Below are 19,547 nucleotides of genomic sequence, written 5' to 3' on the forward strand. Positions count from 1 at the left end.
CCCATGAAGATCAGATCAGTGCTCGTCGCCAACCGCGGCGAGATCGCGCTGCGCGTCTTCCGCACCTGCCGCGACCTCGGCCTCCGGACCGTCGCCGTGGTCGCGCCGGCCGATGTCAGCGCCCCCCACGCCCGGGCCGCGGACGTCGTCGTGCCCGTGCCGGGCTACCTCGACGGCGACGCGATCGTCGCCGCCGCCCGTGCGGCCGGGGCGGACGCGATCCACCCCGGCTACGGCTTCCTGTCGGAGAACGCCGGCTTCGCCCGCGCCGTCGAGGACGCCGGCATCACCTGGATCGGTCCCTCGCCCGCGGTCATCGACCTCATGGGCCGCAAGGACCGGGCCCGCACGGCGGCGGTGGAGGCGGGGGTGCCGGTCGTGCCGTCGTACCCCCTCGACGCCGACCCCGCGACCCTCGACTACCCCGTGCTCGTCAAGGCCGCCGCGGGCGGCGGCGGCAAGGGCATGCGCGTGGTGCGCGCGGCCGCGGAGCTGCCCGACGCCCTCGGCGCGGCGCGGCGCGAGGCGGTCGCCGCGTTCGGGGACGACACGCTGCTGGTGGAGAAGTACGTCGAGCGCGGCCGCCACGTCGAGGTGCAGGTGCTCGGCGACCACCACGGCGCGGTGGTGCACCTCGGCGACCGTGACTGCTCCGCGCAGCGGCGCCACCAGAAGGTGCTCGAGGAGGCCCCCGCGCCGGCGCGCTCCGCCGACGAGGCCGCGCGTGCCGCGCAGCGCTGCGACGACGCCGTGCGCCTGGCCGCGGCGGTCGGCTACGCCGGGGCCGGGACGGTCGAGTTCCTGCTCGACGTCGACTCCGGCCAGCACTACTTCCTCGAGATGAACACCCGCCTCCAGGTCGAGCACCCGGTGAGCGAGCTCGTCATGGGCACCGACCTCGTGCGGCTCCAGCTGCAGGTCGCCGGCCGCACGGGCGAGCCGCTCCGCCAGGAGGACCTGGTGGCGCGCGGCCACGCCATCGAGGCGCGCGTCTACGCCGAGGACGCCTGGGGCGGCTTCCTGCCGCAGGCGGGCACGGCGTCGTACGTCGCGTGGCCGGCCCCGCGCGACGGCGGCGGCCCGGCGGGCGGCGTCGTCGTGCGCACCGACCACGCGCTGGAGTCGGGCCAGGTCGTCTCGACGTCCTACGACCCGATGCTCGGCAAGGTGATCGTGCACGCCCCCACCCGCGAGGCCGCCCGCGCGGCGCTCGTGCGGGCGCTCGACGAGACGGTCGTGCTGGGCGTCACCACCAACACCGGGTTCCTGCGGGCGCTCGTGGCGAGCGACGCGTTCCGCGACGTGGGGCTACCCGGGGGGCTCGACACCTCGTGGCTCGACCGCGCCGACATCGGCGGCGCCGACCTGCCCGCCCCGGACGAGGCGGCGGCCCGCGCGGTCGTGCTCGACCGCCTGGCCGCGGAGGACCGTGCCCGCACGCGCGGCCCGTTCGCGCTCGACGGGTGGCGGTCGGCGGCCGAGCCCGCGCCGTACGTGGTGCCGTGGCTGGAGGCGCCCTCCGGAGCGGACGCCCCGGGGACATCGGGGACGCGCGTGGCCGCGCTGCGGCGCACCGCCCACGCGGTCGAGGCCGTCGTCGACGGGCAGCAGTGGCGCTTCGCGGAGCCCGACCCGTTCACGGCGTCGGCGGCTGCGGCCGGGGACGGCGCGCTCGTCGCGCCCATGCCGGGCACGGTCACCGGCGTCGCCGTGCAGGTGGGCGACACGGTCACCGAGGGGACGGTGGTCGTCACGATGGAGGCGATGAAGATGGAGCTCGCGCTGCGGGCGCCGTTCGACGGCACCGTCACGTCGCTCGCGGTCGCCGTCGGCGATCCGGTCGCGCTGGGTGCCCTGCTCGCCGAGGTGGAGGCGAGCGCGTCGTGAGCGCGGCCTACTTCCGACGGACGGGCGAGCGGACCTACCGCGCCACCGAGCACACCGGCGGTGCCTGGGACCAGGCCACGCAGCACGTCGCGCCCGCGCTCGGGTTGCTCGTGCACGCCGTCGAGCAGGACCGGGACGCCCGGCGGTCCGACGGCCTGCGGATCGGGCGCGCGTCGTTCGACATCCTCGGCACGATGCCGCTCGCCGAGGTCGAGGTGACGGTGCGGGTGCTGCGGCCCGGGCGCACCATCGAGCTGGTCGAGGCGACGCTGGCCCACGAGGGCCGCGCAGCGGTGGTGCTGCGGGCCTGGCTGCTCGACCCGCGCCCGACCGCGGACGTCGCCGGCACGGGGCTGACCCCGCTGCCGCCGCCGGCGGCGATGGAGCCGTGGGACCCGACCACCGTGTGGGCGGGCGGGTTCATCGCGTCGGTGGAGGTGCGGCGCGCGGCGGTGGCCCCCGGTCGGGGGGCCTTCTGGGTGCGGACGCCCCTCGACCTCGTCGACGACGGGACCGTCTCGCCGGTGGCCCGCGCGGCCGGGCTCTGGGACATCAGCAACGGCATGGTCGCGCGGGCCGAGCCGGGCGCGGTGGTGTTCCCCAACGTGGATCTCACGGCGCACCTGGTGCGGGAGCCGGTGCTCGAGGACGGCTGGGTCGGGTTCGACACGACGCAGACCTACGGCCCCGACGGCCTCGGCCTGACCAGCAGCGTGCTGCACGACGCCGCGGGCCCGCTGGGCACGAGCGCGCAGGTGCTGACGGTGCGGCCGGTGGCACCCTCGTAGGCTGCACGGGTGCGCCTCCTCCTGCTCCGCCACGGCCAGACGCCCGCCAACGTCGCCGGCCAGCTCGACACCGCGGCGCCCGGCCTGCCGCTGACCGATCTCGGTCGACGCCAGGCGGCGGCGCTCGTGCCGGCGCTGGCGGACGAGCCCATCGTGGGGGTCTACGCCTCGGACCGCACGCGGGCCCAGGAGACCGCGGCGCCGCTCGCCGCGGACCGCGGTCTCGAGGTCGTGGTGCTCCCCGGGCTCGGCGAGGTCGCCGCGGGCGACCACGAGATGGGCAGCGGGCGTGAGGCGATCAAGGCATACCTCACCTGCGTCGGCGGCTGGATGCGCGGCGACCTGTCCGGCGGCATGCCCGGCGGGGAGGACGGCGCGGCGTTCCACGCCCGCTTCGACGGCGCGGTCCGCGCGATCGTGGCGCGCCACCGGCCGGACGACACCGTGCTCGCGATCTCCCACGGCGCCGCGCTCCGCGCCTGGATCGCGACGCTCCTGGGCGGCATCGACGACGACCACCCCCTCGTCGCCGGCATCCAGAACACCGGCGGCGCCTGGCTCGAGGGCGACGGCGACCGCTGGGAGCTCGTGCGCTGGTCGGAGGACCCCGTCGGCGGCGAGCACCTCGAGGACCACACCGCCCACGACGTCACCGGCGAGCGCGCCGAGGAGGCCGTGCGCGAGGCGGACTGAGCCCCTCCCCGATCCGGGACGTCATGCGGTGCGGTGCCCCGGGCGACCGTTGCGCATGACGTCCTGGAGCCCGGGGGCCGGACCCCTCGCGGACGTCATGCGGCGCGGTGCCCCCGACCGCCGGGGTGCATGACGTCCGGGCGGGGGAGCGGGAGAGGCTCAGGCGACCGTCGAGCGCCGTACGACGAGCTCCGGCGACAGCACGATGTGCTCGACCTTGGCGTGCGGGTCCTCGATGACCTCGAGCAGGCGCCCGGTGGCGGCGGCGCCCATCTCGACGGCGGGCTGCCGCACCGAGGTGAGCGGGATGGCGGCCGCGGCGGCGAACTCGTTGTCGTCGTAGCCGACGATGGCGATGTCGTCCGGCACCCGCACGCCGGCCAGCGTCAACGTCTGCAGCACGCCGAGCGCGATGAGGTCGTTGGCCGCGAAGATCGCGTCGGGCCGCCGGGCCGCGGGCAGGTCGAGCAGCGCCGCCGCGCCGACGCGGCCCGCCTCCACGTCGAGGGTGGGGGAGTCGACGTGCCAGACCGCGCCGCTGCCGTGCTGCTCGACGACCCGGCGTGCCGCCCCGAGACGGTGCTTGATCTGCGTGAGCCGCTCGGGCCCGCCGAGGAAGGCGATGCGGCGTCGTCCCACGTCGAGCAGGTGCTGGGTGGCGAGGGTGCCGCCGAGCGTGTCGTCGACGGACACCGACGAGAACTCGCGGGCGCCGGTCTTGCGGTCGACGACGACGATCGCCGTACCGCGGTCGCGGAGGCGACGCAGCCGGTCCAGCACCTGGCCGGCCGGGGTCACGAGCACGCCGGAGAGGCGCTGCTCGGCGAAGAGGTCGAGATAGGCCTTCTCGCGCTCGTGGTCCTGGCCGCTGTGGGCCATGACGAGCGGCCGACCGACGCCGGCGAGCCGTTCCTCGACGCCGCGGGCGACGGCGGTGAAGAACGGGTTGGCGATGTCGAGCACGACCATCCCGATGGAGTCGTTGGTGCCCCGACGGAGCTGGCGGGCGGCGATGTTGGGCACGAAACCGAGCTCGGCGATGGCCTGCTGCACCCGCTCGCGCGTCGCGGGTGAGACCTTCTCGGGGTGGTTGAGCGCGTTGGACACGGTCCCCGAGGAGACGCCGGCGAGCCGCGCCACGTCCCGCACCTGCGCCTGCATGCCGGGGACGCTAGCACGCGTCACGGGCGGGTTGACACGATTCAATTCGGCCGTTGACAAGCGATCTGGAACGGGCGTACGGTCCGTGACGCCACTCACATTGAAACGATTTAATCGGTTCAGCGCCCGTGTGGCACCACCTGAGGAGGAAGCAGGTCCGATGACCCCGAGCCCGACCACGGCCCCGGAGAACCCGGGCGGCGACGCGCGCCCCGTGCTCGAGATGGCCGACGTGCGCAAGTCGTTCGGCCCCGTCGCCGCGCTGCGCTCCGGCACGCTCACCGTGCGTCCCGGGTCGATCCACGCGCTCGTCGGCGAGAACGGCGCCGGCAAGTCGACGCTGGTGAAGATCGTGGCCGGCGTGCACCGCCGCGACGGCGGCACGCTGCGCTTCGAGGGCGACGACGTCGACTTCGCCTCGACGGCCGACTCGAAGGCCGCGGGCATCGCGGTCATCTACCAGGAGCCCACGCTCTTCCCCGACCTCTCGGTCACCGAGAACATCTTCATGGGTCGCCAGCCCCTCGGCCGCGGTCGCCGCATCGACCGGGCCGCGATGCTCGCCGAGACCCGCGCGATCTTCGCGCGGCTCGGTGTCGACATCGACCCGCGGCGCCCGGCGCTCGGCCTGTCCATCGCCGACCAGCAGATCATCGAGATCGCCAAGGCCATCTCGCTCGACGCCCGCCTCCTCATCATGGACGAGCCGACCGCCGCGCTCTCGGGCGTCGAGGTCGAGCGGCTCTTCGCGGTCGCCCGCAGCCTCCGCGACGAGGGCCGCGGCCTCGTCTTCATCTCCCACCGCTTCGAGGAGGTCTTCGCCCTCTGCGACGAGGTGACGGTGATGCGCGACGGCGAGTACGTCGCGACCACCGCCATCGCCGCCACCACGCCCGACGCGATCGTCGAGATGATGGTGGGCCGCGAGGTCGGCGAGCTCTTCCCCAAGCAGCCCGCCACGATCGGCGAGACCGTGCTGAAGGTCGAGGGCCTCACCTCCGCGGGCACGTTCCGCGGCATCGACCTCGAGGTGCGCGCCGGCGAGATCGTCGGCCTGGCCGGTCTCGTGGGCGCCGGCCGCAGCGAGATCGCCCGGGCGGTCTTCGGCGTGGACCGGTACGACGCGGGCCGCGTCACCATGCACGGCAAGCCCGTCCCGGCGCGGCGCCCCCGCGCGGCCATCGCCGCGGGCATGGCCTTCGTGCCGGAGGACCGTCGCAAGCAGGGCCTCGTGGTCGAGAACTCCGTGGCCCACAACGTCGCGGCCGTCATCCGCACCCGGCTCGACCGCCTCGGCCTCCTCACCAACCGCGCCGAGAACCGCGCGAGCGCACCGTGGGCGGGCCGCCTCGAGGTCAAGACCAACGCCCTCGACATGCCCGCGACGACGATGAGCGGCGGCAACCAGCAGAAGGTCGTCATCGCCAAGTGGCTGGCGACCGAGCCGACGCTGCTCATCATCGACGAGCCGACCCGCGGCATCGACGTGGGCACGAAGTCGGAGGTGCACCGGCTGCTCTCCGACCTGGCCGGCCAGGGCCTCGCCATCCTCATGATCTCCTCCGAGCTGCCCGAGGTGCTGGGCATGGCCGACCGCGTGCTGGTCGTGCGCGAGGGCGAGATCACCGCCGAGCTCAGCCGGGCCGAGGCGACGCCGGAGGCGGTCATGAAGGCCGCCACCGCGGGCCACGAGTCCACCGGCGAGCTGGCCCCCGTCCTGCCCGATGCCCTCATGAAGGAGGTCAGCGCGTGAGCGCCACCCTCGCCCCGCCGTCCACGGGCGGCGCCCCGAGCGGGTCCGGAGCCCCCGGTGCCGGAGGCCGCGTGCGCGCCGCGCTCGGTCACGCGCTCCGCTCCCGCGAGATCGCCGTCGCGGTCGTGCTCGTGCTCGTCGTCGCGGCCGCCACGGCGCGCAACGACAGCTTCCTCCTCTCGGGCGACGGCTGGCGCGACCTGCTGCTGACCCCGTCGATCCTCCTGCTGCTCGCCGCCGGCCAGATGCTCGTCATCGTCACCCGCAGCGTCGACCTGTCGGTGGGCTCGACGATGGCGCTGACGGCCTACCTGACCGGCCGGCTCTTCATCGACCAGCCGGGCCTGCCGATCCCCGTCGTCGTGCTCGCCGGCGTGGCGATGGGCGCGCTGCTCGGCGTCGTCAACGGCGTGCTGGTGGCCTACGCCGGCGTGCCGGCCCTCGTCATCACGCTCGGCACGATGTACGTCTACCGCGGCGCCATGCTCAGCTGGGCCGGCAGCGACCGCATCACGGCCGACCAGATGCCGAAGGACTTCCTGTCGCTCGGCACGAGCTCGCTCGTCGGCATCCCCGTGCTGACCATCCTCGCCCTGCTCGTCGTCGCGGCGGTGGGCTACTACCTGCACACCGCCCGCTCGGGCCGGGAGCTCTACGCGATCGGCTCCGACCCGGACGCCGCGCGGCTCTACGGCCTCAAGGTCCCGACGCGCGTGCTCACCGCGTTCGTGCTCTGCGGCGCGCTGGCCGGCCTCGCCGGCGTGCTCCACGCCGCGCGCTACGGCTCCGTCTCCTCCTCGGTCGGCAACGGCATCGAGCTGCAGGCGGTCGGCGCCGCGGTCATCGGCGGCGTCGCGATCTTCGGCGGCAGCGGCACCGTGTGGGGCGCCGCCATCGGCGCCGTGCTCCTCGTGACCATCAACCGGGCCCTGCCCATCCTCGGCATCCCGGAGTTCTGGCAGCGCGCCGTCGTCGGCGCGCTCATCCTCGGCGCCGTCGTGCTCGACCGGCTGCTCGCGGCCCGACGCGCCCGCCGCCTCGACGAAGAGAGGGAGGACTGATGTCCGCCTCCACCCCGACCCGCGGCACCGCTCCCGTGGGCCTCAGCAAGGGCGAGGCGCGCACCTACGCGTCGTACGCCCGCCCCGCGTGGCAGCGCTGGCTGCTCACCCGCGAGACGGCCGTCATCCTGCTCCTCGCCGTCGTGTTCGTCTGGGCGACCTCGTCGGTGCCGAACTTCGACGGCCCCCTGACGCTCTACTACCTGTTCCTCGACCTGATGCCGATCCTGCTGATCGCGCTGCCGATGACGCTCGTCATCATCACCGGCGAGATCGACCTGTCGGTCGCCAGCACGGTCGTGCTCACCAGTGCCGTCACCGGCCTGCTGACGGTCGACGCCGGCTGGGGCTTCGGCCAGGCGGCGCTCGTCGCCATCGCGGTCGGCGCGCTGTGCGGCCTGTTCAACGGGTTCCTCGTCGGCTACGTGGGGCTGCCGTCGCTCGCCGTCACCATCGGCACGCTCGCGCTCTACCGCGGCATCGCGGTGGGCCTGCTCGGCACCGAGGCCAAGACCGGCTTCCCCGAGGAGTGGACCGACCGGGTCAAGGAGCGGATCGGGGAGACCAGCTACCCGCAGGTGCTCGTCGTCTTCGGCGTGCTCGCGGTCGTCTTCGTCCTCCTGCTCCACTTCTCCGGCTTCGGCCGCGGCGTCTACGAGATCGGCCTGAACGACGAGGCCGCCCGGTTCTCCGGCGTCGACGTCGCCCGCACCAAGCTGCTCCTCTTCGTGCTCGCCGGCGCCGTCTCCGGTCTCGCGGGGGTCTACTACACGCTCCGCTACGACCTGGCGCGCGGTGACGCGGCCAACGGCCTCGAGCTGCAGGTCATCGCGGCCGTGCTCCTCGGCGGCGTGTCGATCTTCGGCGGCCGCGGCGCCCTCCACGGCGTCGTCGCCGGCGTGCTCCTCATCGGTGTCATCTCCAGCGCGATGCGTCTGCAGGGTGAGACCGAGAACGTCACCACCATCGTGATCGGCCTGCTGCTGATCGCCTCCGTGGTGACCCCCAGCTTGCTCTCGTGGGTCTCGGGGCGCCTGCCCGCAGGAGTGAAGGGCGCGTCCGCGCGCTCGCGTCGGACCTGACGCACCTCCGTTCCACCTGTTCCTCCAGCAGCACCCAGCAGCACCACTCGATCCAGGGCACCGCCCCGACCGAAAGGCAGAACGATGAAGTTCAACTCCCGGCGCACCACTGCGCTCGTCGCCCTGACGCTCGCTGCGAGCACGGCCCTCACCGCCTGCGGTGGCGGCGACGGCGACGGCGGCAGCGGCGACTCGGCCGAGACGATCACCTTCCTCCCGAAGAACCTCGGCAACCCCTACTTCGACGCCTCCAGCACGGGTGGCGAGAACGCGGTCGACGCCTTCGGCGGCACGTTCGAGGAGGTCGGCCCGACCAACGCGACGCCCGACGCGCAGGTCCCCTTCATCAACACGGCCGCGCAGCAGGGCGTCGGCGCCCTCGTGATCTCGGCCAACGACCCGACCGCCCTGGGCGACGCGCTCGAGGAGGCCCGCGACGCCGGCGTCAAGGTCGTCACGTTCGACTCCGACGTCGACGCCGAGTACCGCGACCTCTTCGTCAACCAGGCCACCCCCGAGGGCATCGCCGAGGCGCAGGTCGACCTGGTCGCCGAGCAGATCGGCGGCGAGGGCGAGGTCGCGATCCTCTCGGCCGCGGCCAACGCCACCAACCAGAACGCCTGGATCGACCTCATGGAGGAGTACGCCGCCTCGGAGTACCCCGACATCGACATCGTCGAGACCGTCTACGGCGACGACGACGACCAGACCTCGTTCGACAAGACCGCGGCGCTGCTGCAGTCGCACCCCGACCTCAAGGGCATCATCAGCCCGACCACGGTCGGCATCGCCGCCGCGGCGCGCTACCTCTCGACGTCGCAGTACAAGGGCCAGGTCGCGCTGACCGGTCTCGGCACGCCCAACCAGATGCGCGAGTACCTGGAGGACGGCACCGTCACCGCGTTCGCGCTGTGGAACCCGGAGGAGCTCGGCTACCTCGCCGCCTACGCCGCCCACGCGCTGATCGAGGGCGACATCACCGGCGAGGAGGGCGACACCTTCGAGGCGGGCGACCTCGGTGAGTACACCGTGGGCGCGAACGGCGAGGTCGTCCTCGGCGAGCCGACCGTCTTCACGGTCGACAACGTCGGCGACTTCGACTTCTGATCCGCCGACCCGCGGGACCAGCACCACCCCCGGGGTGCTGGTCCCGCGGGGCCCGGCCCGCCGTACGATTAAATCGATTCAATCAGCCTGTCCCGAGGAGGGATCCATGGAGCGCGTCTGCTTCCAGCTGCAGGTCCGGCCGGACCGCCTGGAGGAGTACGCCGAGCGGCACGCCGCCGTCTGGCCCGCGATGCTCGAGGCGCTCCGCGACGCCGGGTGGCGCAACTACTCGCTGTTCCTCCGCCCCGACGGTCTCCTCATCGGGTACGTCGAGGTCGACGGCACCCTCGCCGAGGCGCAGGCCGCGATCGCGGCCACCGAGGTGAACGCCCGCTGGCAGGCCGAGATGGGCGCCTTCTTCGTCGACCTCGAGGGCGCCGCCCCCGACACCGGCTTCGTGCGGCTGGACGAGGTCTTCCACCTCGAGGACCAGCTCGCCGCCGCCGACCTGCCCGTCAGCACCCCCGCCGACACCCCCGCCGGCACCCCCGCCGCACCGACCGACCCCACCACCCGCCGTACCGAGGGAGAGCCCGCATGACCAGCTTCGCCGACATCACGCCCACGCTGGAGCGTCTGGCGATCGAGGTCCCGTCCTGGGCCTACGGCAACTCGGGCACCCGGTTCAAGGTGTTCGGCACGCCCGGCACGCCGCGCTCGGTGGAGGAGAAGATCGCCGACGCCGCGACCGTCCACCGCTTCACCGGGCTCGCCCCGGCCGTCGCGCTCCACATCCCGTGGGACCTCGTGGACGACTGGGCGGCGCTGCGCCGCTACGCCGAGGACCAGGGCATCGCGCTCGGCACCATCAACTCCAACACGTTCCAGGACGACGACTACAAGCTCGGCGCCCTCACGCACACCGACCCGAAGATCCGCCAGAAGGCGATCGACCACCACTTCGAGTGCATCGACGTCATGGACGCGACCGGCTCGCGCGACCTCAAGATCTGGCTGGCCGAGGGCTCGAACTACCCGGGCCAGGCCGACATGCGCGGCCGGCAGGACCGCCTCGCGGAGTCGCTCGCCGCGATCTACGAGCGGCTCGGCGAGACGCAGCGCCTCGTGCTCGAGTACAAGTTCTTCGAGCCGGCCTTCTACCACACGGACGTGCCGGACTGGGGCACGTCGTACGTGCAGGTGAGCGCCCTCGGCGACCGCGCCAAGGTCTGCCTCGACACCGGCCACCACGCGCCGGGCACCAACATCGAGTTCATCGTGGCGCAGCTGCTGCGCCTCGGGAAGCTCGGCTCGTTCGACTTCAACTCGCGGTTCTACGCCGACGACGACCTCATCGTGGGCGCGGCCGACCCGTTCCAGCTCTTCCGGATCATGGTCGAGGTGATCCGCGGCGGCGGCCTCGACGAGGACTCCGACGTCGCGCTGATGCTCGACCAGTGCCACAACATCGAGAAGAAGATCCCGGGCCAGATCCGCTCCGTGCTCAACGTGCAGGAGATGACCGCCCGCGCGCTCCTGCTCGACCGCGAGGCGCTCACCGCCGCCCAGGAGGCCGGCGAGGTGCTCGACGCCCACGAGATCTTCATGGACGCCTTCTCCACCGACGTCCGCGCCGACCTCGCCGCCTGGCGCGAGTCCCGCGGCCTGCCCGCCCACCCCGCGAAGGCGTACGCCGCGAGCGGTCACCAGGAGGGCCTCGAGGCCGCCCGGGTCGGTGGCACGCAGGTCGGCTGGAGCTGAGCCCGGCCGCGCGACCCGCCCCCCCGTCGTACCGATCCCGCCCGCCCTCACACCCAGAGGAACCACCCGAGATGACTGATCTCACCGTCCCGCAGCAGCTGATCGCCCGGTCCAACCGGCTGGGCTCCGACCCGAAGAACACCAACTACGCCGGCGGCAACACGTCCGCGAAGGGCACCGAGACGGACCCGGTGACGGGGCAGCCCGTCGAGCTCGTGTGGGTCAAGGGCTCGGGCGGCGACCTCGGCACCCTGGAGGAGTCCGGTCTCGCGGTGCTGCGCCTCGACCGGATGCGCGCGCTGGTCGACGTCTACCCGGGCATCGACCGCGAGGACGAGATGGTCGCGGCTTTCGACTACTGCCTGCACGGCAAGGGCGGGGCGGCGCCGTCGATCGACACGGCCATGCACGGGCTCGTCGATGCGGCGCACGTCGACCACCTGCACCCCGACTCCGGCATCGCGATCGCGACCGCGGCCGACGGCCCGTCGCTGACCCAGCAGGTCTTCGGCGACAAGGTCGTGTGGGTGCCGTGGCGCCGGCCCGGCTTCCAGCTCGGCCTCGACATCGCCGAGATCAAGGAGAAGAACCCGCAGGCGGTCGGCTGCATCCTCGGCGGCCACGGCATCACGGCCTGGGGCGACACCTCGGAGGAGGCGGAGACCAACAGCCTCTGGATCATCGACACCGCCGCGGCGTACATCGCGGAGCACTCCTCGGCGGAGCCGTTCGGTCCGGCGCTGGAGGGGTACGGCGCGCTGCCGGAGGCCGAGCGCCGGGCGAAGGCCGCCGCGCTCGCCGGCACCATCCGCGGCATCGCCTCGAAGGACGCGGCCGCGGCCGGGCGCTCCATGGTCGGCCACTTCACCGACAGCGACGTCGTGCTCGACTTCCTGGCGGCCGCCGAGCACCCGCGGCTCGCGGCCCTCGGCACCTCGTGCCCCGACCACTTCCTGCGCACCAAGGTCAAGCCGCTCGTGCTCGACCTGCCGGCGTCGGCCTCGGTGGAGGACTCGATCGCGCGGCTGAAGGAGCTGCACGAGGAGTACCGGGCCGACTACCAGGGCTACTACGACCGCAACGCGACGGCCGACAGCCCGGCCATCCGCGGCGCCGACCCGCTGATCGTGCTCGTGCCCGGCGTCGGGATGTTCTCCTACGGCAAGGACAAGCAGACCGCGCGCGTCGCGGGCGAGTTCTACGTCAACGCCATCAACGTGATGCGCGGCGCCGAGGGCCTCTCGACCTACGCCCCGATCGACGAGGCGGAGAAGTTCCGCATCGAGTACTGGGCGCTCGAGGAGGCCAAGCTCCAGCGCATGCCGAAGCCGAAGCCGCTCGCGGGCCGGATCGCGCTCGTCACCGGTGCCGCCGGCGGCATCGGCAAGGCGACCGCGAAGAAGCTGGCCGGCGAGGGCGCGGTCGTCGTCGTGGCCGACCTCAGCCTGGAGAAGGCGGAGGCGGCCGCCGCCGAGATCGGCGGCTCCGACGTGGCGATCGGCGTCGCGGCGGACGTGTCCGACGAGGCGGCCGTGCAGGCCGCCGTCGACGCGACCGTGCTGGCCTTCGGCGGCGTCGACCTCGTCGTCAACAACGCCGGGCTGTCGCTGTCGAAGGCGCTGCTCGACACCACGGGCGAGGACTTCGACCTCCAGCACCGCGTGATGGCGAAGGGCTCGTTCCTCGTCGCCAAGGCGACCGCGAAGGTGATGATCGACCAGGAGCTCGGCGGCGACATCATCTACATCTCGTCGAAGAACTCCGTGTTCGCCGGGCCGAACAACATCGCGTACTCGGCCACGAAGGCCAACCAGGCGCACCAGGTGCGGCTGCTCGCCGCGGAGCTGGGCGCCCACGGGATCAAGGTCAACGGCGTCAACCCCGACGGCGTCGTGCAGGGCTCCGGGATCTTCGCCTCCGGCTGGGGCGCCAACCGCGCCGCGGTCTACGGCGTGGAGGAGAAGGACCTCGGCAAGTTCTACGCGCAGCGCACCATCCTGAAGAAGGAGGTGCTGCCGGAGCACATCGCCAACGCGGTCTTCGTGCTCTGCGGCCCCGAGATGACCCACACCACCGGCCTCCACGTCCCCGTCGACGCCGGCGTCGCGGCGGCCTTCCTGCGCTGACCCTCCCGCGTCGAGTTGGGTCGTACGGCGCGGCTCGTGCGTCGAGTTGGGTCGTACGGCGCGGCTCGTGCGTCGAGTTGGGTCGTACGCCGCGGTCGCCGCAGCCGTACGACCCAACTCGGCGGATCTGCCACAGCCGTACAACCCAACTCGACGCGCTCAACGCCCCACCCCCGAGAGAGAAGGAACGATGACGGACCTGCCCCAGCCGCGCCCGGGTGACCTGCGGGTCGCGGCCGTCGACCTCGGCGCCACGAGCGGCCGGGTCATGGTGGCCGTCGTCGGTCCCGGGCGCCTCGACCTCGCCGAGGTGCACCGCTTCCCCAACGGCGGCGTGACCGCGGGCGGCTCGCTCTTCTGGGACGTCCTCGGGATCCACCGGGAGGTGCTCGCCGGGCTCCGCACCATCGCCGCGACCGGCCCCCTCGACGGCATCGGCATCGACTCCTGGGCCGTCGACCACGGGCTGCTCGACCGCGACGGCGTGCTGCTCGGCAACCCCTACAGCCACCGGGACTCCCGCACCGACGGAGTACCGGAGCAGGTCTGGCAGACCGTCCCCGCCGAGGAGCTCTACGCCCGCACGGGCCTGCAGCACCTGCCCTTCACCACCGTCTACCAGCTCGCCGCCGCCCGCGGCACCGCGGCGCTGGAGTCGGCGCAGACCCTCCTGCTGCTGCCCGACCTGCTCGGCTACTGGCTCACCGGCGAGATCGGCGCGGAACGCACGAACGCCTCCACGACGGGCCTGTACGACGCGACCACCGGCACGTGGGCCATCGACCTGGCCGCGCGGCTCGGGCTGCCGTGGAGCATCCTCCCGCCGCTCCGCGACGCGGGCGACCGGGTCGGCACCCTCCTGCCCGACATCGCCGCCGCACTCGGCCGCGGGCCGGACGACGCCCCCGTCCCGGTCGTCGCCGTCGGGTCGCACGACACCGCCTCCGCGGTGGTCGGCGTACCGGCCGCAGGCCCGGGGGAGGACGGCGAGCGCTTCGCCTACATCTCGTCGGGCACCTGGTCGCTGGTCGGCCTCGAGCTCGACGCCCCCGTGCTGACCGAGGCCGCACGCGCCGCGGACTTCACCAACGAGGCGGGCGTCGACGGCACGGTCCGCTACCTGAAGAACGTCATGGGCCTCTGGGTGCTCTCCCAGTCGGTGCAGACCTGGGAGCGTGACGGGACCCGGATCGACCTCCCCGCGCTCCTCGCCGAGGCCGCCGCCCTGCCGGCGCTGCGCACCGTCGTCGACATCGACGACGCGAGCCTCCTGCCGCCGGGCGACATGCCGGCCCGGATCCGCGCGCTCGCGGCGGCGGCGGGCGAGCCCGAGCCGCGCACGCCCGCCGAGGTCGCCCGCACCATCGTCGACTCGCTCGCCGTGGCCTACCGCCGGCACCTCCGCGCCGCGGCCGCCACCGCGGAACGGCCGTTCGACGTCGTCCACGTGGTCGGCGGGGGCACCCACAACACGTTGCTGTGCCAGCTGACGGCTGACGCCCTCGGGGTCCCCGTCCTCGCCGGTCCCGGCGAGGCCGCCGCCCTCGGCAACGTGCTGGTCCAGGCCCGCGCGCTCGGAGCGGACCTGCCCGACCTGACGGCGATGCGTGCCCTGCTCCGCGCGACGCACGAGCTGCGCCGCCACGAGCCGCGCACCGGCGCGGACGCGCTCGACTGGGACGCCGCCGAACGGCGCGTCCGACCTGGGCGGCCGACGACCGTCGGCTGACCTCACGGCCCACGCGCCGCTCGTCCCGGGAGACACCGTGGACGCCGACGTCACGACTGCCTCCCTGAGGCGCTCGCGCCCCGTGCCCCGCTGCTCGACCGGCTCCGCACGGTGACGCCGGAGGTGCACGGCGTCGCGCCTCGCCAGGATCACGGGCTGCTCGGGCCGGTGCGGCTGCTGCCGTACGTCGAGGTGGAGGTCCGCCGACGTTTCCGCCACCGCCGGTCGGGGGATCCGTCCGGGTCATCTCGGACCCGGAGGAACTCCCATGCTCGATCCCGACCTGCTCCACCGCCGCGCGACGACCGGTGATCCCGCTGCCCTGAGGGGCTACGTCGAGGTGATCCGCGCGGAGCACACCCGCCTCGAGGGCGCCCGCGAGGAGAGCGCCGCGGTGGCGGCGATACCCGGGTGGACCGGCATGGCCGCGGCTCACTACGCGGCTCGCGCCCAGGGACTCGTCGACGGCATCAGCACCGTGCGCAACGTGCTCGGTCTCGCCGCGGGCGGGGTGGAGGCCGCGGCGGGCTCGGTCGAGACCGCGATCGAGGCCGCCGACGCCGCCATCGTGCCGTGGCGGGAGCGAGGAGCCGACCCGGGCGGGCTCGAGCAGCTGTTGGCCTTCGCCGTCTCCGGCCGACTCGTGGGCATCACCTCCGACCACGATGCCCGGCTGGCCGCGGTCGCGGCGGTGCTCGGTGGGGACGGCGACGAGGTCGACCTCGACGCTCTGGACGCCGACACCCGGGAGTGGGTCGAGCGGGGGCTGGACCGCACCGACGCGTGGCTGTCAGGCAACGGCAGCGAGCTCGGGCCCCTCATCCCGAACACGGCGGCCACGGGCGACGACCGCGGGTGGATCCCCCAGGGGCTCGGCTACAGCGGGGCCACCGGGCTGCTGCTGCAGAGCTACTACACGAAGGACGGCGGCTCCTACCTGGCGCTGGTGGACGAGGCAGGAGGAACGGAGGTCAACGAGCTGCGGCTCGGTGACGAGGACGGCGAGGCGCCGGGCCACGTCGGCGGGGTCACCGTCGACGACGAGAACGGGCTGGTGCACGTCAGCTCGGACGGCCGTGTCCACAGCTACTCGTTGCAGGCCCTGCGCGACGCACCGCCCGGCACACGGGTGGACGCCGTCCGTTCCAGCCCGGTGGCTGCAGCGTCGTACACGGCGTTCGCCGACGGCCTGCTCTACGTGGGCTCCCACAGCAAGAACGTCCTGCACGTCTACCGCCCCGACGCGGACGGGGGCTGGACTCCCCAGCTCGACGGCGCCGGCGACCCGGTCACCATCGCCACGCCGCCGGAGGTCCAGGGCGTCGTCGTGCGCGACGGCGAGCTCGTGTTCAGCACCTCCTACGGTCGGCAGAACGAGAGTGCCCTCGTGGTCCAGGACCGGGAGACCGGTGAGCGCAGCGAGCCGTACCCCCTGCCGAACATGTCCCAGGGCGTCGTCGAGGTCGACGGCCAGATCGTGACGACCTACGAGTCGGGCGCGGAGGAGTTCGACAGCGCCGGCACGGGCGTGTTCGGGTGGCTCTGGGGGGTGCCGGACGACGACGGCCTGTGGGCCAGCCCCCACATGACCCGCACGCCGCTCTCCGAGCTCGGGCTGTCCGTGGACGAGGTGGCGGTGGAGCCGCAGAGCCTCGTGACGGCCGCGGCGCGGCTCGGCGGTGTGGCCGACACGCTGCGCTCCGTCGCGTCCACCGTCTCCGGCGTCCGAACCGCCGCGGCCCAGCTGGGCGACGTGCCGTCGGCCGCCACGGGGAGCACGCGGATCAACGAGGTGCTCGAGCGGTGTGTCTCCCTGCTGCAGGCGGGTGCACGGGCGACCGACGAGGTCGCCGCAGGGCTGGAGGCCGTGTCGAGCGACCTCACCGGCACCGACGAGGGCGTCGCCTCGCACCTGACGGGCATGCAGCCGTGAGGCGGCGCCGGTACGCCGCAGCCGCCGCCCTGGTCGTCCCCTTCGCCCTCGCCGGGTGCACCGAGGACGGTCCGGCGGATGCGCCGGCTCCCGTTGTCGAGCCGTCGTGGCCGGCAACCGATGCGCCACTGGCCGAGTCCGGCCTCGTCTGGTGGGCGGACGGCGAGCTGCACCTGGGGGACGGGTCGACCGTCCCCGTCGGCGGCCCGGACCGGGAGCCGGGGGACCTCGTCGTGGGGGGTGACCGGGTGTGGGTGCGCGGCTGGGTGCTGCCGGCGGATCTCCCGGACAGCGGCGCGGACGATCTCGGCCCGCGCGACGCCCTGCACCTCGTCGATGCGTCCGGCGACGTCGACGACACGGACGTCGAGGTCGCGTCGCTCGCCGCCTCGCCCGACGGTCGGTACGTCGCGCTCATCGACCTGACCTCGGGCGAGGCGGACCGCTACGGCACCCCCCAGGCGGCCACCGTGGTCGTGGACACGCGCACCGGCGAGGAGGTCGTCCGCTCGACGGACGGCATGGGCGACCCGGCGACCGACGACTTCGCCGCGCTCTACCCCGACGTCGAGCTCGAGGTGCGCGGGTTCGCCGACGGTGTCTTCTGGATCGACACGGCCGAGGGGACGCGCACCGTCGACCCGGCCGACGGTCGGGTCGCCGCCGTGGACCCGGGGGACGAGCCCGAGGACGCACCGTGGCAGGAGACCGTCGCACCGGCCCCGAACGGCGTCGACCCCGCCCGCTGGCTGCCGCTGCAACGGCTGGCCGACGGCACGGTCGTGGCGGTCGTCGCCGACGCGTCCGGCTCCGGCGGTGCGGGCGTGCTGGCGACGTGCGCCGCGGGCGCCGAGCAGTGCACCCCGGTGCCGGAGTCGGCGGGACGCGTCGTGCGGCTCCCCGCGGGGTCGGCGTGGGACGCCGTCGTCGACCTCGGCGAGCCGCGCTGGGATGCGGCCCCCCGCTGACGGGCAGGGGGTGCGCGGGGTGGGTACCCGGTGGTGACCACCCGCCCCCACCCCACCCGCCGGAGGTCCCCGTGTCCTACCCCCGTCTCGCCGTCGTCACCGGATCCGACTCCGGCATCGGCCGCGCCGTGGCCCAGCTGCTCGCGACCGAGGGCTTCGACGTCGGCCTCACCCGCCACCACGACAGCGAGGGGGCGGCCGCGGCCGCCGCCGAGGTCGAGCGCCGTGGCCAGCGGGCGTTCGTGGCCGACTTCGACGCGACCTCCGACGCCGCGGGAACGGTCGTCGACGACCTCGTCGACCGTCTCGGCGGCCTCGGCGTGCTCGTCAACGTGGCCGGCACCGGTCACTCCTCGCGGGTGCTCGACCTGACGCTGGAGAAGTGGCGGGAGGTGCTCGCCACCGACCTCGACGGACCGTTCCTGACGTCGCAGGCGGCGGCCCGGCACCTCGTGACCGGGGGCGTCGGCGGTCGGATCGTCAACGTCACGAGCGTCCACGAGTACCTGCCCCGCCTCGGCGCCGCCGCCTACTGCGCGGCCAAGGCCGGCCTCGGGGCGCTCACCAAGGTGCTGGCGCTCGAGCTCGGCGAGCACGGGATCACCGTCAACTCCGTCGCGCCCGGCGAGATCTCCACCGAGATGACGGGGCAGGACACCCAGGACGCGTACGCCGAGGAGCGGCCCGGCAACCCCCTCGGGCGCCCCGGTCACGTCAACGAGGTGGCGTCGCTCGTGGGGTTCCTGGCGTCGCCGCGCTCGTCGTACGTCACGGGCTCGACCCTCACCGTCGACGGCGGGCTCGGGCTCATGGCCGCGCACGGCCACGACCAGGCGGGGTCGGGGTGGCGGGAGGTGTGATCGCGCGGCGCCGGCTCAGCTGCCGGCGCCGCGTTGCTCCTCCCGCACGTGCGAGAGGAGCCACGTCGCCAGCGCGGCGGTGACGGTGCCGACGGCGCCGATGCCGACGAGCATGAGCACGACCGCGAGCAGACGCCCCTCGAACGTCACGGGGTAGCGGTCCCCGTAGCCCACGGTGGTCACGGTGGTCGTCGCCCACCAGAGGGCGTCGCCGAAGGTCCGGATGTTCGCGTCGGGGGCGTCCTGCTCGGCGTCGAGCACGGCGATGGCGCCGAGGAAGAGCGAGATGAGCGCGGTGCCCAGCACGTACGTCGTGGCGCGGCCCGCGAGCCCGCCTGCGGCCGTGCGCTGGAGCACCCGCATGAACGCCAGGACGCGCAGCACCCGGAGGGGCCGCAGCAGCGGGAGCAGGATGAGCGCGACGTCGTACCAGTGCCGGAGGGCGTAGCGGCGGCGGTCGCGCGCGAGCGTCATCCGGATCGCGAAGTCCACCGCGAAGGCGCCCCACACGGTCCAGGAGACGGTGCGGAGCAGCGTGCGCACGTCCGGGTCGAGCCGGGGGTCCAGCACCGGCCAGGCCCAGGCGACCAGGAACGCGAGCGCGAGGCCGAGCAGCGGCACCTCGACGCGTCGTTCCCATGCCTCGACCCGCGACTCGTCCACGGCTGAACCCTGGGTTCGCTGACACGCCTCGGCGT

The 19,547-nt window shown here is 73.9% G+C and carries 16 protein-coding genes; 14 read left to right on the top strand and 2 right to left on the bottom strand.

Annotated elements, in window-relative coordinates; all coding sequences use genetic code 11:
* Positions 1-3: 3 nt before the first annotated feature.
* From QE405_RS19885 to QE405_RS19895, 3 genes are read left to right on the top strand one after another with little or no spacing between them, the layout of a single operon-like run.
* Positions 4-1,887 (top strand): acetyl/propionyl/methylcrotonyl-CoA carboxylase subunit alpha, encoded by a 1,884-nt coding sequence (locus QE405_RS19885; RefSeq protein ID WP_307204510.1) that lies wholly within the window; start codon positions 4-6, stop codon positions 1,885-1,887.
* Entirely contained in the window at positions 1,884-2,675 is a 792-nt protein-coding gene (locus QE405_RS19890) for a thioesterase family protein (RefSeq protein WP_307204512.1), read from the top strand. The genes QE405_RS19885 and QE405_RS19890 overlap by 4 nt, the downstream gene beginning before the upstream one ends.
* 9 nt (positions 2,676-2,684) lie before the next feature.
* On the top strand, positions 2,685-3,368 hold the full coding sequence (locus QE405_RS19895) for a histidine phosphatase family protein (RefSeq protein WP_307204515.1): 684 nt from the start codon (positions 2,685-2,687) through the stop codon (positions 3,366-3,368).
* A gap of 159 nt (positions 3,369-3,527) precedes the next feature.
* On the opposite strand, the gene QE405_RS19900 is transcribed toward QE405_RS19895, so the two are convergent.
* Positions 3,528-4,529 (bottom strand): LacI family DNA-binding transcriptional regulator, encoded by a 1,002-nt coding sequence (locus tag QE405_RS19900; protein WP_307204517.1) that lies wholly within the window; start codon positions 4,527-4,529, stop codon positions 3,528-3,530.
* A gap of 160 nt (positions 4,530-4,689) precedes the next feature.
* Here QE405_RS19900 and QE405_RS19905 point away from each other — a divergent pair, with 160 nt between their 5' ends.
* The 11 genes from QE405_RS19905 (at position 4,690) to QE405_RS19955 (ending at position 18,849) form a co-directional block, all read left to right on the top strand.
* Complete coding sequence (locus QE405_RS19905) at positions 4,690-6,282, top strand: sugar ABC transporter ATP-binding protein (RefSeq protein ID WP_307204518.1); 1,593 nt, start codon at positions 4,690-4,692, stop codon at positions 6,280-6,282.
* Entirely contained in the window at positions 6,279-7,343 is a 1,065-nt protein-coding gene (locus QE405_RS19910) for an ABC transporter permease (protein WP_307204520.1), read from the top strand. Before QE405_RS19905 ends, QE405_RS19910 begins: the two co-directional genes overlap by 4 nt.
* On the top strand, positions 7,343-8,425 hold the full coding sequence (locus QE405_RS19915; protein WP_307204522.1) for an ABC transporter permease: 1,083 nt from the start codon (positions 7,343-7,345) through the stop codon (positions 8,423-8,425). The genes QE405_RS19910 and QE405_RS19915 overlap by 1 nt, the downstream gene beginning before the upstream one ends.
* Positions 8,426-8,509: 84 nt before the next feature.
* The gene (gene rhaS, locus QE405_RS19920; RefSeq protein WP_307204524.1) at positions 8,510-9,532 is read left to right on the top strand and encodes a rhamnose ABC transporter substrate-binding protein; all 1,023 of its coding nucleotides are present in this window, start codon (positions 8,510-8,512) and stop codon (positions 9,530-9,532) included.
* Positions 9,533-9,638: 106 nt separating this feature from the next.
* Positions 9,639-10,073, top strand: a complete 435-nt coding sequence (locus QE405_RS19925) for an L-rhamnose mutarotase (protein ID WP_307204525.1) — start codon at positions 9,639-9,641, stop codon at positions 10,071-10,073.
* A complete protein-coding gene (rhaI, locus tag QE405_RS19930; protein ID WP_307204527.1) occupies positions 10,070-11,233 on the top strand; it encodes an L-rhamnose isomerase in 1,164 nt (387 codons plus the stop codon). The genes QE405_RS19925 and rhaI overlap by 4 nt, the downstream gene beginning before the upstream one ends.
* Before the next feature lie 71 nt (positions 11,234-11,304).
* A complete protein-coding gene (locus QE405_RS19935) occupies positions 11,305-13,359 on the top strand; it encodes a bifunctional aldolase/short-chain dehydrogenase (RefSeq protein WP_307204529.1) in 2,055 nt (684 codons plus the stop codon).
* Positions 13,360-13,549: 190 nt separating this feature from the next.
* Positions 13,550-15,088: a rhamnulokinase gene (locus tag QE405_RS19940; RefSeq protein WP_307204531.1), complete on the top strand. Its 1,539-nt coding sequence runs from the start codon at positions 13,550-13,552 to the stop codon at positions 15,086-15,088.
* Between the two features lie 268 nt (positions 15,089-15,356).
* Positions 15,357-17,021 (top strand): hypothetical protein, encoded by a 1,665-nt coding sequence (locus tag QE405_RS19945; protein WP_307204533.1) that lies wholly within the window; start codon positions 15,357-15,359, stop codon positions 17,019-17,021.
* The gene (locus QE405_RS19950) at positions 17,018-17,989 is read left to right on the top strand and encodes a hypothetical protein (RefSeq protein WP_307204535.1); all 972 of its coding nucleotides are present in this window, start codon (positions 17,018-17,020) and stop codon (positions 17,987-17,989) included. Before QE405_RS19945 ends, QE405_RS19950 begins: the two co-directional genes overlap by 4 nt.
* A gap of 71 nt (positions 17,990-18,060) precedes the next feature.
* A complete protein-coding gene (locus tag QE405_RS19955; protein WP_307204536.1) occupies positions 18,061-18,849 on the top strand; it encodes an SDR family oxidoreductase in 789 nt (262 codons plus the stop codon).
* A gap of 15 nt (positions 18,850-18,864) precedes the next feature.
* Here QE405_RS19955 and QE405_RS19960 read toward each other — a convergent pair whose 3' ends face one another.
* Positions 18,865-19,512 (bottom strand): potassium channel family protein, encoded by a 648-nt coding sequence (locus QE405_RS19960; protein ID WP_307204538.1) that lies wholly within the window; start codon positions 19,510-19,512, stop codon positions 18,865-18,867.
* Positions 19,513-19,547: the final 35 nt, after the last annotated feature.

The organism is Nocardioides zeae (assembly GCF_030818655.1).
Taxonomy (GTDB): Bacteria; Actinomycetota; Actinomycetes; order Propionibacteriales; family Nocardioidaceae; genus Nocardioides; species Nocardioides zeae_A.